Below are 15,808 nucleotides of genomic sequence, written 5' to 3'. Positions count from 1 at the left end.
AGCCCCNCTGGCAGCGGAAAAGTCTCNGGAGGCCTTCCACTTATAAGAGAGGTGAAACATGGACGTCTTNCTAAATATCGTTAACTATATCCTGGGATTCGGGGCCGCCGTCTTCGTGCCTCTGATCATACTCATCATCGGCCTGATTGNNNAGATGAGTTTCAAGGACGCGTTTTTTGCCGCCCTGACCCTGGGTATTGCTTTCACCGGCATGAACGTGCTCATCAACTTCATGACCGGCGCCATCACCCCGGCGGCCCAGGGCCTGGCCGAGGCCACCGGCATCTCGCTGCCTGCGGTGGACGTGGGCTGGCCCGCGCTTTCCGCCATCGCGTGGGCATGGCCCCTGGGCGTTCTCTGCTTCCCGCTGCTTGTGGTGATCAACCTCATCATGCTGCTGCTTAAGCTTACGGACACCCTGAACGTGGATTTCTGGAACTGCTGGACCAAGCTGCTCACCACGGTGATGACTTACTACCTCTGCGCCGCTGCCGGCATGCCTGAGGGCGCCGCCATCGCNATGGGCTTCCTGGCTGCTTCGGTGCAGATCATTCTTGAGCTCAAGATCGGCGATGCCTTCCAGCCCACCATCGAGAGGGTCACCGGAATCCCTGGCGTGACCGTTCCCCATGCCATGAGGCTCACCGCCACCGTTGCCTATCCCATTGAGCGACTGCTGGAGAAGATTCCGGCCCTGGAGAACAACAACGCCGATGCCAAGTGGCTCCGTAAGAAGATCGGCATCTTTGGTGAGAACGCTGTCATGGGCTTCATCATCGGTACCGTTATGGGCGCCATCGCCTACCGCGACGTGCAGCAGGCCCTGACCCTGGGCGTCCAGGCCGCTACTGCCCTGCAGCTCTTCCCCATGGTCTCCAAGCTCTTCATGCAGGCCCTGTCCCCCATCTCCGACGCCGTGGGCGACTTCATGAAGAAGCGCTTCAAGGGCCGCGAGCTCATCATCGGCCTTGACTGGCCAATTCTCGCTGGCTCCAACGAGATCTGGGTGACCTGCATCCTGCTTATCCCCTTCGAGCTCGTACTCGCCTTCGTGCTGGCGCCCATGGGCAACATCGTTCTGCCTTTTGCCGGCATCGTGAACATCTGCCTGGTGCCCGGCCTGCTCATGGTGGCCAATGGCAACATCATCAAGATGCTCATCGAGGGTATTATCATCACGCCTATTTACCTACTGGTGTCCTCCTCCTTTGCTCCTTTTGTGACCCAGCTGGCGCTCACCTTCTCGCCCGACTCCCTCGCCAACGTGGGTGGCGACGCCATGATCACATGGTCGACGCTTGAGTGCCCTGACTTCCGCTGGNCCATCGCCAACGCGTTCTCCGGCAACATCGCCGCCATCGCGGTGCTCGTCGGCTGGCTCGCCCTGTTCGTCTGGATGCTTCGTGGTTTCAAGAAGCGCAACGAGGCCCTCAAGGCTGCCGAGTAGTTTCCNCGGNTTCGGACCGTTGGTTTNCATGGTCCCTTGCTGACGTCTTTATGCTTCAGCACGGGGCTCTTGTCTTAAGGAGACGTGAGCGATGCTGTGCAACGATGCGGCCCTTTTTCGCGAAGAGATGCTCAAGGGCTACGTGGCCGCCTTCCCTTCCTATGTCATAGAGGTGCCGGGCGGCGTAGTGAGTGCCTGTGAGGCAACCGTGGGCAAGGTGGCCGTGATGAATGGAGGAGGGTCTGGCCACTACCCTGCGTTTTGCGGCATAGTGGGCGACGGCCTCATGGACGGTTGCGTGGTAGGAAACGTGTTCACCTCGCCTTCCACTGAGGAGGCACTCGGTGTGGCCTCCTGTCTTGACACCTCGTCCGGCCTTCTTATCGTGGGTGGCAACTATGCCGGAGACAAGATGAACTTCGACATGGCGCGTGACCGTTTGCGGNCTCAGGGGGTGGACGCCCGAACGTTCTACATCACAGACGACGTCTCCAGCGCTCCTGTTGCCCAGGCATCCCTTCGCCGAGGCAACGTGGGTACGTTTCTGGTGTTCAAGGCCGTGGGGGCGGCGGCAGCCGGGGGACTGCCCCTTGACGAGGTTGAGCGTATTGCCATCAAGGCCAACGACCGCACCCGAACCATGAGCATCGGACTTCGTGGCTGCACCCTTCCTGGCCACTCGGAACCCCTTTTTCGGGTGCCTACCGGCATGATGGAGGTGGGGCAGGGCATTCATGGCGAGAGCGGTGTGGCCGAGCAGCCCGTGGCCTCCGCACGTGNGATTGCANCGATGCTGGTGGAGCGCGTGCTTGCCGAGGCCCCCGGCGATACCCGCCGGCTGGCGGCAGTGCTCGACGGCCTGGGCTCTACAAAGTACGAGGAGCTGTTTGTGGTATGGGCCACGGTGAGCCGGCTTTTTGAAGACGCCGGTTACGAGCTTATCGAGCCCGTGGTGGGCGAGGTGGTCACCAGTCTCGATATGGAGGGCATTGCTTTGTCGGTCCAGTATCTTGACGAGGAACTCGAGCGCCTTTGGTGTGCCCCCTGCTCGAGCCCTGGCTTCAGCCGACGGCCCCAAGCCGTCCTTTCTGGGCAGCGAAGGCGCGTTGTCGAGAACCGGCCGAGCGGGAGCGTCGAGGAGCGGCGGCCGTGCGCCTGTCTGGCCTCCCGGCGCCAGGGCCAGGTAGCGGCTCGCGCCCTGTCGTCCATGGCCGCCTGCATGGCGGCCGAGGAGGAGAGGCTGGCGCAAATTGACTCTATGTGCGGCGACGGCGACCATGGCCGCGGCATGGTGAAGGGTTCCTCAGCCGCCGCCGAGGCCGCTCGGGAGGCGGTGGAGCGCCAGGCGGGGGTAGGGTCGGTACTCTGCGACGCCGGTGACGGTTGGCGCGCCGCTGCGGGCGGCACGTCCGGGGCTCTGTGGGGCGTTGCCTTGCGGACCGTGGCAGAGACGCTGGGCGACGAGGGCCAAGAGGTCAACGCGGAACTCATGGCAGAGGCCCTGGGGGAGGCTGCTCGCGCCATGATGGAGCTGGGAGGGGCCCGCCTGGGCGACAAGACCATGCTGGATGCTCTGATCCCCTTTCGCGACAAGCTATCTGCTCCAGCGGCAAGCGGGAAGAGCCTTCAGTGTGCGTGGGCCGAGGCTGTCCCCGTGGCCCGGCAGGCCGCCCAGGACACGAGCAGGCTTACAGCCAAGATCGGGCGGGCCCGTCCCCAGGCGGCACGCGGTGTTGGCACGCCCGATGCCGGTGCTGTTTCCTTGGCCCTCTGCCTTGAGGCGTCCGGTTTGGATGATTGCTCATGAAAGAGGGCACGGGTGTCCCCCACATTGTCTTCTCCGACCTGGATGGATCATTTCTCACTACAGACAAGGCGGTTCACCCCCTCAACGAGACGGCCCTGACGAGGCTTGCGGAGCTGCACATTCCTTTCGTTGCCTGCAGCGGCAGACCGAGAGGAGGGCTGACCGAGCTGGCTCAGCGGCTTGGCTGCTCTTATCTGGTCGCCTCCAACGGCGCGGACATCTCTTGCTGCGATACTGGGGAGACCCTCGCCTCATGGAGCGTCGACCCTGATGACGCCGTGGCACTTATGGAGCGTGTGAGGCACATGGATGTAGTGGTGGACCTCGTGGTGGAGGGCACGCTCTTCAGCCACGGTGTCTCGATGGAGCGTCAAAAGGCTATGGGCGCGGTCCCGGAGTCGCTCGCGACCCATAAAACGCTCGTGCATCGCACCGAGGAGCCGCTTGAGGAGCTTGCCCGCCGGGGCGCCATCGACCGCATGGGTATCTGGTACGGCCCGAGGGGCGACTTCGAAGCCATTTGCTCCATGGTCGATTCCATGGGCGGCCTCCAATGGGTCGACTCCGAAGCGCATATCGTCGAGATCGTGGCCGCTNGGGTTTCCAAGGGGGCGGCCTTGAGATGGCTTTGCGGACACCTCGCCATTGACCCCAAAAGCTCTGTGGCTTTTGGTAACGGCGGCAACGACATCGAGATGCTCGAGTGTGCCGGCGATGGTGTGGCTTTGTGCAACTCGCAGCCCGGGGTGGCCGTCCATGGGGACCATGTGACCCTTTATGACAACGACAACGGCGGCTGCGGTGCCTACCTGCTCGACCTTCTGAATCCCTCGGAAAAGGGTCCGATATAGTGGTCTTTTGGTTCTGTGTACGGCGAGATGCGGGCGGGCCCCTTCCGGTGGGGGGCCCGCCCGTTTGTTGTCCTTGGGGTTCACGGTCTCGGGGCGGCTGCCAGTTTTGATTTCGCTCCGCCTCAATCGTTCAGGTAATCTTATCCAAGTCCGTAGATTCAGAGTCTGCAAGATTGGGTCTTCCCACCNGAAGGTCGCGATACAGAACCCTTGAGGAGCTCGGCACGGNTGGNAACCCCTCCAACGCGGAGGACTTCTGGTTCGGTCTATTTCGAAGGGAGGGGGGCTATGGAGGATGGTCGCACCCATGTGCTGATGTCGCTCTTGGCCATCTATAACGAGAACGATTCCGGCCAGCTTTCCCATGCCATTGCCGAGTACCTTCTGACCCATTTCGAGTCGATTGGGTCCATGAGCCTTCAGGAGGTCATGGATGCGGGGTTCGTGTCGCGGTCTGGGCTGAGGCGCTTTTGTCAGTCCATCGGGGTGGAGAACTTCTCGTCTTTGAGGAATCAGGCGGGAGAGTGGGAGGAGTTCCGCCATTACTACCTGGCGGCAGCATCATCCTCCTCGGAGTATCAGGTGCCCGTCCGCCAGGCCATGGTAGAGATCTTCGATTCTGTAGACCGGCTTCGTGAGAGTGGGGCCTTGAGGCGGCTAAGCCGGCTTTTNCGGNANAGCGAAAAAAGTGGTGCNCTTCTCGGCAGAATCGTCTGCGGGTGCCGTCACGGACTTTCAGTACGCGATGCTTGTCGCTGGCAAGTTGGTGCAGCTGGTCACCGAGTCCAACCCTTCCGTTGCGACGCTAAAGGGCTTAGGGTCGGGTGACCTTTTGCTGGTGGTGTCTTCTTCGGGCTCCTTTGCCATGCGCCAGAAGGGGCAGGTGGAGGCTTCGGGAGCGTACAAGGTGCTGGTCACCGCCAATGACGACCCGGAGCTTCACGCCCCCTACGACGAGNTGGTNCTCATGAGGCCCGATCTCAAGCGGCATGTGGCGCCCCNTCGCGTCTATGCGCTGTTTGGGACGGCCTATCTCATGAATCATGTGCTAGAGCACTGTGTGGCCGGAGACTAGGTGCTTTGTGTCCTTGCTCGCCGNTGTCTGCCGTGTGTATGCCAAAGCTATGAGGCCGAGAAGCGGCTCTGGCCCTACAGGGGTTCGCTGTCCTCGCGGAGGATGGCGAGGTAGTCCTCATAGATGAACGAGCGATAGCGCTTCTTTCCCTCGTCGCGGAGCCTCAAGATTCCAAGCTCGCAAAAGCGGTTCACGAGATTTGACGCGGTGGTCCGGCCAATGCCGAGGCGCTTCATAACGNACGACACCGTGACAATAGGGGTCTCTTCGAGCGCAGAGAGGAAGAGGTGAGCATTGGGTCCTCCCACGGTGCCACCGCTGTCGATAGCGGCGGTATCGCGGGCATGAAGGTCCACAAGGCGCCCCATCGATGTCAGCGAGTCGTTGGCTGCAGACTCCATGGCCTCGCAGAAGAAACGAATCCATTCTTGGTACCTGCCGTTGACGCGTACGTCCATGAGGTGCTCATAGTACTCGGAACGCCGAAGTTTGAGCTGGTAGGATGGGTAAAACACCGGGGCGTCGAGCACACCCCAATCTATGAGGCAGAGAGTTATGAGCAGTCTTCCAAGGCGTCCGTTGCCGTCAAGAAAGGGGTGGACCGTCTCAAATTGGTAATGCACCAAGGCGGCCTTGACGATGGGGTCGATGTCTATATCGCTATTGATGAACGCCTCAAGGTCTGAGAGGGCGTCCATCATGTCTTCTGGATTGGGTGGGATGTAGGGCGCGTTGGAGATGGTGGANCCGCCGGGCCCGATCCAGTTCTGGGAGTGACGCAACTCCCCAGGCTCTTTATCAGAGCCTCGAACCCCCTGCAGCAGGCGCCGATGGACGTTTTTGAGCAAGCGTTTTGAGATGGGGGTCCTGTTCATCTCCTCAACGGCATAATCGGTGGCCCCAACGTAACGAACGACATCGGCCACCTCCTCTTCGCGAGCGGCTCCTTCGGGATCGAGCACGTCGTCAAGAGTGCATTGAGTTCCTTCGATTTNTGACGAGAGGAGNGCNTCCTTTCGCACGTACATGGTGAGATACATATCTGCGTTGGGGAGAAACCGGGCCATACCTCTCAGTTCGCCCATTTTTCGGGAGCAGGCGGTAAGGGCCAAGGTAGTCCTGTCGTCTAGCTCGAGTGGGACAATCTTCTCGAGCGAGACGGGAACGAACGATTCGTAAGAGGAATTGCCAGAGAGATTCTTGCGCATATGCCCTTGTAGCCCGNCGATGTGAATCATGGCNCTCCTCCTCAACNAATCTAACGCCGGAAAATGGCNAAAAAACGGCGTTAGAGATGGAAGGAATATTCTAACGCCAAAAAAACGGCGTTAGAGGTGCCTAACGGTCTCTAACGCCGGAAATCTCCTGAAAAAAGTTGTTAGGGTACGGCCGTGGCGCCGCCCCTGCGGCTTTCGCTCGCCGCCGCCCTACCGCCCTACTCGGCTCCCACCACGTGCACCCGTCCCAGGGCGTCCATCTTCACACGGTCNGCCGNAAGCCAGCGGAGCACCTCGGGGTAGAGCTCGTGCTCCACGTCGTGGATGGCGGCCTCGAGGTCATCGACGGACCAGCCCTCCTCCACGGCCACGGGCCGTTGGGCGATGATGGGCCCGCGGTCGTACTCGGCGTTGGCCACGTGCACGGTCACGCCGGTGACCTTGACGCCGTAGTCGTAGGCCTCCTCGATGGCGTGGGCGCCCGGGAAGCTCGGCAGGAGCGCCGGGTGCAGGTTGATGACCGAGTTGGGGAAGCACGCGAGCACCGCCGGGCCGATCTTGCGCATGTAGCCGGCCAGCACCACGTANTCCACGTCACGGGCCTTGAGTTCGGAGGCGATGACCTCGTCGGCCACCTGGGGGTCGGCGTAGACCTCCTTGGAGAGGGCCATGACGGGGATGCCCGCCTNGGCCGCGCGTTTGAGGCCGTAGGCCTCGGGGCGGCTGGACAGCACGAGCTCGATACTGGCGTCGAGACTGCCCTCCTCTACGGCGTCGATGATGGCCTGGAGGTTGGTGCCACTGCCGCTGATGAGGATGGCGAGCTTGATGGTCATGGGCGCTCCCTGGGTCTCGTTTGCCTCTGCCCTGCCAGTATAGAGGGACCGCCGTGGCGGGCGAGGCCGGGTGCGCGGCCGCGGGCATTCCTGGCACGAGGGGCCGCTCGGTCCCGGGGCCCGGGCCGTCCGGCAATCATAACCTTCGCAATAGGCGAAGTGACAGATGGGCCANGCACCGCTGCCACGCGTGGNTGGGGGCGTCGCCTCACTCGCTCCAGAAGAGCTCCTTGAGGTCCGCGCGGTTCTCAGCGTCGCACTTGCGCNNGATGTTGTGCACGTGGGTCTTCACGGTGCCCACGGAGACCACGAGGGCGTCGGCCATCTGCTGGTTGGTGCGTCCCTCCAACACGAGCCCCAGCACCTCGCGCTCCCGGGTCGTGAGACCGTGGGCCGAGGCAAAGCGCGGCATGAGCTNGTCCACGTGGCTGGAGAAGGTGTCGCCGGAGGCCGGGGGCACGGCGGCGGTCGCAGGCGCCGCCGCGGCGACCGTCTCGGCCACCGGTGCGGCGGTCGCAGGTGCCGTGGGCACCGCCGGTGCGGGGGGTGGGAGGTGCCGCGGGCGTGGCCGTCAGGCGGAACGAGATCTCCCTCCAGGCGATGCGGTCCAGGGCCGCGGCCAGCACCACCATGAGCACGTTCTCGCAGAAGTTGCGCTCGGAGAGGTAGAGGGGCAGCCCCCCCGACTTGGCGGGCTCCATGACGAGGATGACGAGGGAGTCCTCGGCCACGGTGAGCGCAACACCCACCATGAAGATCAGGAGCAGCCGGCGGTGCCGGCCCATCCAGGCGCGCTGCTCGTCGGTGGGGGCCGCCCGCCAGNCCCGCCAGGCAAAGAGGCCCATGGCGGCGCAGAANACCTGACGGCAGGTGTAGAAGAGGAACTGACGCAGGGCACCGTAGGGAAGGAGCGCCAGNCAGGCCACCTGTGCCGCCGCGAACAGCGTCACGGGCCAGAGCAGGCGCTTCCTGGAGTAGGCGTCCACGGCCGTGAGCACCCAGGCCCAGAGCGAGCCCCAGAGCATGCAGGCGNTNGCCNCNCGGGNCACCGGGTAGGTCACGGCGTAGTAGGCCTCGGTGGGGAAGACCACGTTCTGGTGCAGGTGCTCGTCGAGGAATATGACGCCGAGCTCCACGAAGTAGGCCGAGAAGAACCAGCCCGCGGCCACGAAGGCGCGGCTCCGCTTGACGCTCCACGCCATGGCTTGCAGGACCGTGGAGACGAGGCACACCGCGAGCACGGCCAAGGTGTAGGCAAAGAAAAAACCGTCCACAGGCGCCCCCTTCCCGCTGCGGGTTCGGTTTCGAGTCTAACGCATGGTCAACCGTCGGTCTGTGCGGCTGAACAGGACCTAAACCTAGGTCGGCGAGCGGCGTGCCCGGGGTTTATCTTGGGTTGATTTCCGCCAACGGCCTCTAAACCCCAAATAACCTCGACGGATTCGCATATCAGACCGCATAGTCGGGCCATGGATAGATGGCGGGCGCCAAGGACCCGCCCTACTTCTAGCAGAGAAGGAGCACGCCATGGCCGCAGGGTTCCCCAAGGACTACATCGACTCCAACGAGCTCACCAAGGAGCAGATCCTCAAGATCGTGGACCTCTCCATCGCCCTCAAGAAGTGCATCAAGAACGGCTACTACCCCCACCTGCTCCAGGACAAGACCCTGGGCATGATCTTCCAGCAGGTGTCCACCCGCACCNGCATCTCCTTCGAGACGNCNATGACCGACCTCGGCGGCCACGCCCAGTTCTACGGCCCCGGCACCATCCAGCTCGGCGNCCACGAGTCGGTGGAGGACNCGGCCCGGGTCATGGGCCCCCTCGTGGACATCCTCATGGCCCGCGTCAATCGTCATAAGGATGTAGTGAGCTTGGCGAAGTACTCCGCGGCCCCCGTCATCAACGGCATGAGCGAGTTCAACCATCCCACCCAGGAGCTCGGCGACCTCATGACCATGATCGAGAACCTGCCCGCCGGTAAGAAGATCGAGGACTGTAAGTTTGCCTTCNTCGGCGACGCCACCCAGACCTGCGTATCGCTCATGTTCATCTGCTCGAAGATGGGCATGGACTTCGTGCAGTTCGGGCCGAAGGGGCATCAAATTCCCGACGGCGCCCTGCATGTAGGCACCGATGAGGAGCGCGCTGCCTTTGGCAAGCAGCTCATGGCTATCGGCGAGGAGAACTGCAAGGTCTCCGGCGGCGCCATCACCGTTTCCGACGANCCCGAGTGCATCAAGGGCGCGGACTTCGTCTACACCGACGTCTGGTACGGCCTCTACGACGAGCAGGTGGACGGCGCCTCCTACATGGACGTCTTCTATCCTACTTACCAGGTGACCATGGACATGATGAACCTGGCCGGCCCCGACTCCAAGTTCATGCACTGCCTGCCCGCCACTCGCGGCGAGGAGGTCACCGACGAGGTCATGGACGACCCCGAGCGCTCCCTCTGCTGGGTCGAGGCCGAGAACCGCAAGCACTCCATCCGCGGCCTGCTCGTCACCTTCTGCCCCTGGAACGTCGTGACCGACGAGGTCGACGCCGCCAAGCAGCAGCTCGTCGGCGCCCTCGAGGCCATGGACCTTCCCGCCTCCTCCGTCGAGTAGGCCCATCCCCGGGGCCCGGCCGCCCTGCCTCCGCGGCCGGGCCCCTTCCTTCCTCAAGAGAAAGGAGGAGCGCCGTGGCCGGCAAGAAGTTCTCGTTCCTCGACGTGATCCTCTCCGTGATCTGCGTCGTCTTCGTGGCCGAGGCCGCCGCCCCCGCGGCCGCCATCGGCAATGCCCAGTTCTTCTGGTGGATCTTCCTGATCGTCACGTTCCTTTTGCCCTACGGCATGGTGGTGGCTGAGCTCGGCACCACCTACGACTCCGACGGCGGCCTCTACGACTGGGTCCGAGACGCCCTGGGAGACAGGTGGGGCTCTCGCGTCGCCTGGTACTACTGGATCAACTTCCCCCTGTGGATCGCCTCGTGCGCCACGCTCTTCCCCGACATCATCGGATTCGTGACCGGCATGGAGTTCACGGTGCTCGGCAAGCTGGCCATCGAGCTGGCCTTCGTGTGGATCGTCGTGCTCATGGCCACGTCCAATGTCTCCGACTCCGCGTGGGTGCTCAACGGCGGCGCCATCCTCAAGGTGGCCATCGCCGTGGTGGTGGGGTGCCTGGGTATCTGGTACGCCACGGCCAACGGCTTCGCCAACGACATGAGCCCGGCCACGTTCCTGCCCGACCTCACCAACGTGAGCGCCCTGACGTTCCNGTCCATCATNCNGTTCAACTTCATGGGTTTCGAGGTGGTCACCACCTTCGCCGACTCCATGAAGAACCCGGAGAAGGACATCCCCAAGGCCATCATCCTCGGCGGTCTCGCCATCGGTGCCATCTACCTGTTCTGCGGCTTCGGCATCGGCGCCGCCATCCCCACCGCCGATATCGACCCCGACTTCGGCATGATCCTCGCCGTCCAGACCATGGTGGGCGACTCCCCGCTCTTCGCCGTCATCTGCATCGTGTTCCTGGTGACGCTCTTCGCCAACATGGCCAGCTGGTCGTTCGGTGTGAACTTCGTGGCCGACTACGCCGCCAAGCACGGCAACATGCCCAAGGTGTTCGGCATCGAGTCCAAGAAGACCGAGATGCCCAACGGCGCCAACGTGGTCAACGGCGTCGTGGCGAGCCTCGCCCTCATGCTGCAGCTCATCCCTGTCGACTTCATCTCCGACCAGATCTTCTGGATGCTCTTCTCGATGAACGTCGTCTTCCTGCTCATCAGCTACATCCCGATGTTCCCGGCCTTCCTCAAGCTCCGCTCCGTTGACCCCGACCGCCCGCGCGTCTTCACCTTCCCGTTCAAGGGCGCGGCCATGAAGGTGGCCCTCGCGGTGCCCGCCATCGAGCTGGTGCTGTCCATCGTCGCCACCATCGTCCCGCTCAACGGTTCGGCCGACGAGCTCTCCAAGGTCCCGATGCTCGTGGGCGTGCTCATCTTCGTGGCCCTGGGCGAGGTCGTGCGCATCGTCTCCGCCCGCGGCCGCGCCGAGGAGTTCGCAGGCCTCACCCCCGAGCTCGCCGCGGAGCGCCTGGCCGACGAGGCCGAGCACGGCGAGGACCACCAGTAACCCCGTCGACCCCGACGGTTCCCGACCCGCCTGACCCACCGAAAGGAGCCCCACCATGAAGGTCATCCCCGAGTCCGTCTCCAATCCCGCCGCCGACGGCTTCCACATGCCCGCCGAGTTCGAGCCCCAGGACCGTGTCTGGATGCTCTGGCCCCGCCGCACCGACACCTGGAGCTTCGGCGCCAAGCCGGCCCAGGCCCAGTACGCCCAGATCGCCCGCACCATCGCCCGCTTCACCCCGGTCTACGTCTGCGTGAACGAGCCCGACTTCAAGAACGCCCAGGCCGTGTTCGACGGCGTTGACAACGTCCAGGTCGTCGAGCTCACCTCCGATGACGCCTGGATCCGCGACACCGGCGCCACCTTCGTGGTCAACGGCGCCGGCGAGCTGCGCGCCGTTGACTGGCACTTCAACGCCTACGGCGGCCTCTACGACGGCCTCTACTTCCCGTGGGACAAGGACGACGAGATCGCGTCCAAGATGGCGGGCATCGTGGGGTGCGACCGCTACCGTCCCGAGGAGTTCATCCTCGAGGGCGGCTCCATCCACGTGGACGGCGAGGGCACCTGCCTCACCACCGACATGTGCCTGCTCTCCCCGGGCCGTTCCGCCTCCGTCAACGGCCTCGAGCCCTGGAGCGAGGAGCTGCGCGCGTGGTGCGAGGAGAAGCTCCGCGCGTACCTGGGCGTCGAGAAGGTCATCTGGGTCAAGGACGGCATCGACCCCGAGGAGACCAACGGCCACATCGACGACGTGGCCTGCTTCGTGCGCCCCGGCGAGGTCGTGGTTATCGACACCGACGACGAGGACTACCCCTTCTACAAGGAGGCCAAGGCCGCCCAGGCCATCCTCGCCGCCACCACCGACGCCCGCGGCCGCACCCTCAAGGTGCACACCCTCTGCCTGCCCAAGAAGCCTCTGTACATGACCCAGGAGGCCTGCGACACCATCGACGTCGACGAGAACGCCGAGCCCCGTGTGGCCGACGAGCCGCTCATCGCCAGCTACCTCAACTACCTCGTGACCAACAAGGGCGTCATCGTGCCCCAGTACGGCGACGAGAACGACGCCCTGGCCATCGAGCAGCTCAAGGCCATCTACCCCGANCGCGAGGTCGTGGGCTGCCAGAGCTGGGAGGTCGTCTACGGCGGCGGCAACATCCACTGCATCACCCAGCAGCAGCCGAGCGTCGCCTAGCGGCGGTCCTGCCGAGAGGCTCATCTGACAAGGGACCCGCGTCTACCCGTCGGCGCGGGTCCCCCATACCTTGGGAGGAGGNCGCCATGCCGGCCAAGAGGTTCTCGTTGGTAGACGTGGTGTNGTCCGTGATCTGCGTGGTGTTCNCCATAGAGGCGGTGGCGCCGGCGTCGGCCATGGGCAACGTGCAGTTCTTCTGGTGGGGCGTGCTCATCGTCACGTTCCTTTTGCCCTACGGCATGGTGGTGGCCGAGCTCGGCAGCACCTTCGACTCCGAGGGCGGCCTCTACGACTGGGTGCGCTCGGGGCTGGGCGACGCCTGGGGGTCGCGGTGCNCCTGGTACTACTGGGTGAACTTCCCCCTCTGGATCGCGAGCGTGGCCTGCATCTTCCCGAGCGTGCTCGCGGGCGTCTGGGGCGTCGCGCTGCCGCTCTGGGCGCGCATAGGCGCGGAGCTCGTCTTTGTCTGGGGCGTCACGTGGGCCGCATGCTCGCCCGTGAGCGACGCCGACTGGATCCTCAACGGCGGCGCGGTCATCAAGGTGTTCATCACGCTCGTCGTGGGCGGCGTGGGTGTGTGGTTCGCGGCGGAGAACGGGTTCGCCAACCCCATGGGGCCCGAGACCTTCCTGCCCNACCTCGCCAACCCCGACTCGCTCACGTACCTCTCCATCATCCCGTTCAACTTCATGGGCTTCGAGGTNGTGGCCACCTTCGCCGGGTCCATGGACAACCCCCGCCGTGACATCCCCGTGGCCATCGTGGTGGGCGGCGTCACCATCGCGGCCGTCTACATCCTGTGCGGTGTGGGCATCGGCGCGGCCGTGCCCGCCGAGGCGCTCAACCTCGACTCCGGCATCGTGGATGCCGTGACCGCCATGGTGGGCGGGTCGTCGCCCCTCGTGTGGGTGGTGGGCGCCGCGTTCCTCGTCACGCTCTTCGCCAACATGGTGAGCTGGTCGTTCGGCATCAACTCCGTTGCCTGCCGCGCCGCCGAGGACGGCAACATGCCCCGGCCCTTCGCCCGGAGGTCGGCCGCCACCTCCATGCCCGACGGCAGCGCCCTCATGACGGGCGTCGTGGCGAGCCTGGAGCTCCTGCTCCAGGTGCCCCTCGGCGAGGACTCCGAGGTCTTCTGGGTGTTCTTCTCCATGAACGTCGTGTTCCTGCTTCTGAGCTACCTGCCCATGTTCCCGGCCTTCGCCCGGCTGCGGCGCACCGACCCCACCGAGCGCGTGTTCCGCGCGCCGTTTGGCGGCCGCGCCCTCGCCGCGGTGCTGGCGGCCCCCATGGTCGAGATCGTGCTCGCCGTGGCGGCCACGGTGGTGCCGCTCGGGCCCGGGCCCGACGAGGCGGCCAAGTTCCCGCTGCTCGCCGGTACGGTCGTATTGCCCGCGGCCGGAGAGGCTGTGCGGCTGGCATGTCGCCGGGGCGGGTCCCGGGGGCGTGCCGCCGGCGCGGGGACGCCGGCGCCGGGCGCCTGAGCCCGGCACCCGCCATAACCGTCGGTTTTCCGGCCATTGCCTACAATGGGGGTGGCGTGTCGGCGGGGGAGAGAGGAGTGGCGGCGTGGACGAGCGGCTCAAGGCCTTCACGGCCTACGTCATGGCCCACCCCGGCGCCACCGTCGACGAGGTGGCCGAGCGGTTCTCCGTGAGCGACCGCACGGTGCGCGACTACCGCAAGCGCGCCAACTACGACCTCGCCGGTGCCGCCGAGGTCGTGCTGTCCCGCGGCCACCTGCGCGTCGAGGTCGTCGACGGCGCCCGGCTGCGCGCCCTCATCGCGGACGGCCCTGTCGACGCCGCCCAGGCCGTGGAGGAGGAGGGGCACGACCTCCCCCTCGAGCTTTCCGGAAGGGCCTGGGAGGTGGCGGGCTCCATGGTGGAGGCCGCCGAGGAGGCCTTCTCCCACGGGTTCTCCGACGACCTCGAGCTGCGCATGAACCTCGCCCGCCACGTGGAGCCCCTGGGCGAGCGCCTACGGTCCGGCGAGACGGTGGAGAACCCGCTGCTGGGAGACGTCAAGAGCCGCTACCCGCTGGCCTTCGCCATGGCGGCCTCGACCTCCGGCGTGCTCGAGGGGGCCTACGGCTCCAAGCCCTCCGACGACGAGCTGGGCTACATCGCCCTCGCCTTCGCCCTGGCCCTCGAGCGGGGTCGCNAGCGCGTGCCCCGCAAGAACATCGTGGTAGTGTGTGCCACGGGCCACACAAGCGCCCGCATGCTCGAGCACCGCATCCGTAGCGAGTTCGGCCCCCAGCTGGGCCGCGTGGAGCTCTGCGACCGCGACGACCTGCTGTTCCGCGACCTCTCCCACGTGGACTACGTCTTCACCACCGTGCCCGTTGACGCCCAGCTGCCGGTGCCCACGGTGACCATCAGCTACTTCTTCAACGACTCCGAGGCCGACCGCGTGCGCGGCCTGCTCTCCGACGAGGGTGACGTGGACCTCCTGCCGTTCTTCCCCGAGGGGCTGTTCTTCGGGCACTTGTCCGCGGGCACCAAGGCCGAGGCGCTCCACGCCCTCTGCGAGGCGGCCCGGGCGGCCNGTTACGTCGATGCCGGGTTCGAGGGTGCCGTGTGGGACCGCGNGGAGGCNNCGTCCACGGCCTTCGGCGGGGGCGTCGCCCTCCCGCACCCCATGGGGCGCATGTGTCCCCGCACGTTCGTGGCCGTGGGCCTGCTCGACGAGCCCGTGCTCTGGGACGAGTCGGGCGAGCGGGCCGAGGCCGTGTTCCTGTTCGGGTTCGGCGAGGGCGACGGCGAGCGTTTCGAGGGGCTGTTCGGCCGTCTCTCCGCCTTCCTCACGGACCACGACGCCGTGGCCGCCCTCCTCGGTGAGCGTGTGTTCGACGCCCTCGCCCGCGGGCTCTCGACGCCCCGGNGGCAGCTTCCCTAGGGGCGCCCGTCGCTGGGAATTTGATATATCTTTTACCGTCCACGGCCCCATGGGGGACTGGCGGCGCCGTGGAATCGGTTGCACCCCACTCCTCCACATCGGGTCGGGAGNTGTTCCAACAGCGNAAANGCATCGACCACGGCGAGACGGTCATACAGGGNGCCGAATCTCTCATATTTCTGTTGAGATTGAGCGATAATCAAGGGCAACGGTGCGTCGGCACCCGAGCAGCCTCTGTCGTCCCAGCCACGGGACCACGGGGTCGGGGCCGGTGCCTCCGGGCTTCCGGCACTAAGGGATCTCCCGGGGAAAGCCCCGGTACAGGGCCGCCTTGACGGGGCGGCCCGCA

The 15,808-nt window shown here is 65.1% G+C and carries 12 protein-coding genes; 9 read left to right on the top strand and 3 right to left on the bottom strand.

What is annotated here, in order from left to right; genetic code table 11:
• Positions 1-58 precede the first annotated feature (58 nt).
• The 4 genes from JX283_RS01180 (at position 59) to JX283_RS08715 (ending at position 4,933) form a co-directional block, all read left to right on the top strand.
• A complete protein-coding gene (locus tag JX283_RS01180) occupies positions 59-1,447 on the top strand; it encodes a PTS galactitol transporter subunit IIC (protein ID WP_204828964.1) in 1,389 nt (462 codons plus the stop codon).
• Positions 1,448-1,538: 91 nt separating this feature from the next.
• Positions 1,539-3,254 carry a dihydroxyacetone kinase family protein gene (locus tag JX283_RS01175; RefSeq protein WP_204828963.1) on the top strand — a complete coding sequence of 572 codons (1,716 nt, stop codon included), beginning with the start codon at positions 1,539-1,541 and terminating at the stop codon, positions 3,252-3,254.
• Positions 3,251-4,105 carry an HAD family hydrolase gene (locus JX283_RS01170; protein WP_239652412.1) on the top strand — a complete coding sequence of 285 codons (855 nt, stop codon included), beginning with the start codon at positions 3,251-3,253 and terminating at the stop codon, positions 4,103-4,105. The genes JX283_RS01175 and JX283_RS01170 overlap by 4 nt, the downstream gene beginning before the upstream one ends.
• Before the next feature lie 288 nt (positions 4,106-4,393).
• A complete protein-coding gene (locus tag JX283_RS08715) occupies positions 4,394-4,933 on the top strand; it encodes a hypothetical protein (protein WP_204828961.1) in 540 nt (179 codons plus the stop codon).
• 321 nt (positions 4,934-5,254) lie between these two features.
• On the opposite strand, the gene JX283_RS01160 is transcribed toward JX283_RS08715, so the two are convergent.
• The 3 genes from JX283_RS01160 to JX283_RS08710 form a co-directional block, all read right to left on the bottom strand.
• A complete protein-coding gene (locus JX283_RS01160) occupies positions 5,255-6,418 on the bottom strand; it encodes a Fic family protein (RefSeq protein ID WP_204828960.1) in 1,164 nt (387 codons plus the stop codon).
• Between the two features lie 197 nt (positions 6,419-6,615).
• A complete protein-coding gene (purN, locus tag JX283_RS01155) occupies positions 6,616-7,233 on the bottom strand; it encodes a phosphoribosylglycinamide formyltransferase (RefSeq protein WP_204828959.1) in 618 nt (205 codons plus the stop codon).
• 208 nt (positions 7,234-7,441) lie between these two features.
• The gene (locus JX283_RS08710; protein ID WP_239652408.1) at positions 7,442-7,558 is read right to left on the bottom strand and encodes a LuxR C-terminal-related transcriptional regulator; all 117 of its coding nucleotides are present in this window, start codon (positions 7,556-7,558) and stop codon (positions 7,442-7,444) included.
• Between the two features lie 1,202 nt (positions 7,559-8,760).
• Between JX283_RS08710 and ptcA the strand changes: the two genes are divergently transcribed.
• From ptcA to JX283_RS01125, 5 genes are all read left to right on the top strand, one after another.
• A complete protein-coding gene (ptcA, locus tag JX283_RS01145; RefSeq protein WP_204828958.1) occupies positions 8,761-9,846 on the top strand; it encodes a putrescine carbamoyltransferase in 1,086 nt (361 codons plus the stop codon).
• Positions 9,847-9,920: 74 nt separating this feature from the next.
• Positions 9,921-11,360, top strand: coding sequence for an APC family permease (locus tag JX283_RS01140; RefSeq protein WP_204828957.1), 1,440 nt, complete (start codon positions 9,921-9,923; stop codon positions 11,358-11,360).
• Positions 11,361-11,415: 55 nt separating this feature from the next.
• Positions 11,416-12,558 carry an agmatine deiminase gene (gene aguA, locus JX283_RS01135; protein ID WP_204828956.1) on the top strand — a complete coding sequence of 381 codons (1,143 nt, stop codon included), beginning with the start codon at positions 11,416-11,418 and terminating at the stop codon, positions 12,556-12,558.
• An 86-nt stretch (positions 12,559-12,644) separates the two neighbouring features.
• Positions 12,645-14,042 carry an APC family permease gene (locus JX283_RS01130; RefSeq protein ID WP_204828955.1) on the top strand — a complete coding sequence of 466 codons (1,398 nt, stop codon included), beginning with the start codon at positions 12,645-12,647 and terminating at the stop codon, positions 14,040-14,042.
• An 85-nt stretch (positions 14,043-14,127) separates the two neighbouring features.
• Positions 14,128-15,459, top strand: coding sequence for a PTS sugar transporter subunit IIA (locus tag JX283_RS01125; RefSeq protein WP_204828954.1), 1,332 nt, complete (start codon positions 14,128-14,130; stop codon positions 15,457-15,459).
• The last annotated feature ends 349 nt before the right edge of the window (positions 15,460-15,808 follow it).

This window comes from Olsenella sp. CU969, from assembly GCF_905219715.1.
In the GTDB taxonomy this organism is placed as follows: Bacteria; Actinomycetota; Coriobacteriia; order Coriobacteriales; family Atopobiaceae; genus Granulimonas; species Granulimonas faecalis.
Note: the sequence above shows the minus strand (reverse complement) of the source record. Positions and strands in the feature narration are given on the sequence as shown.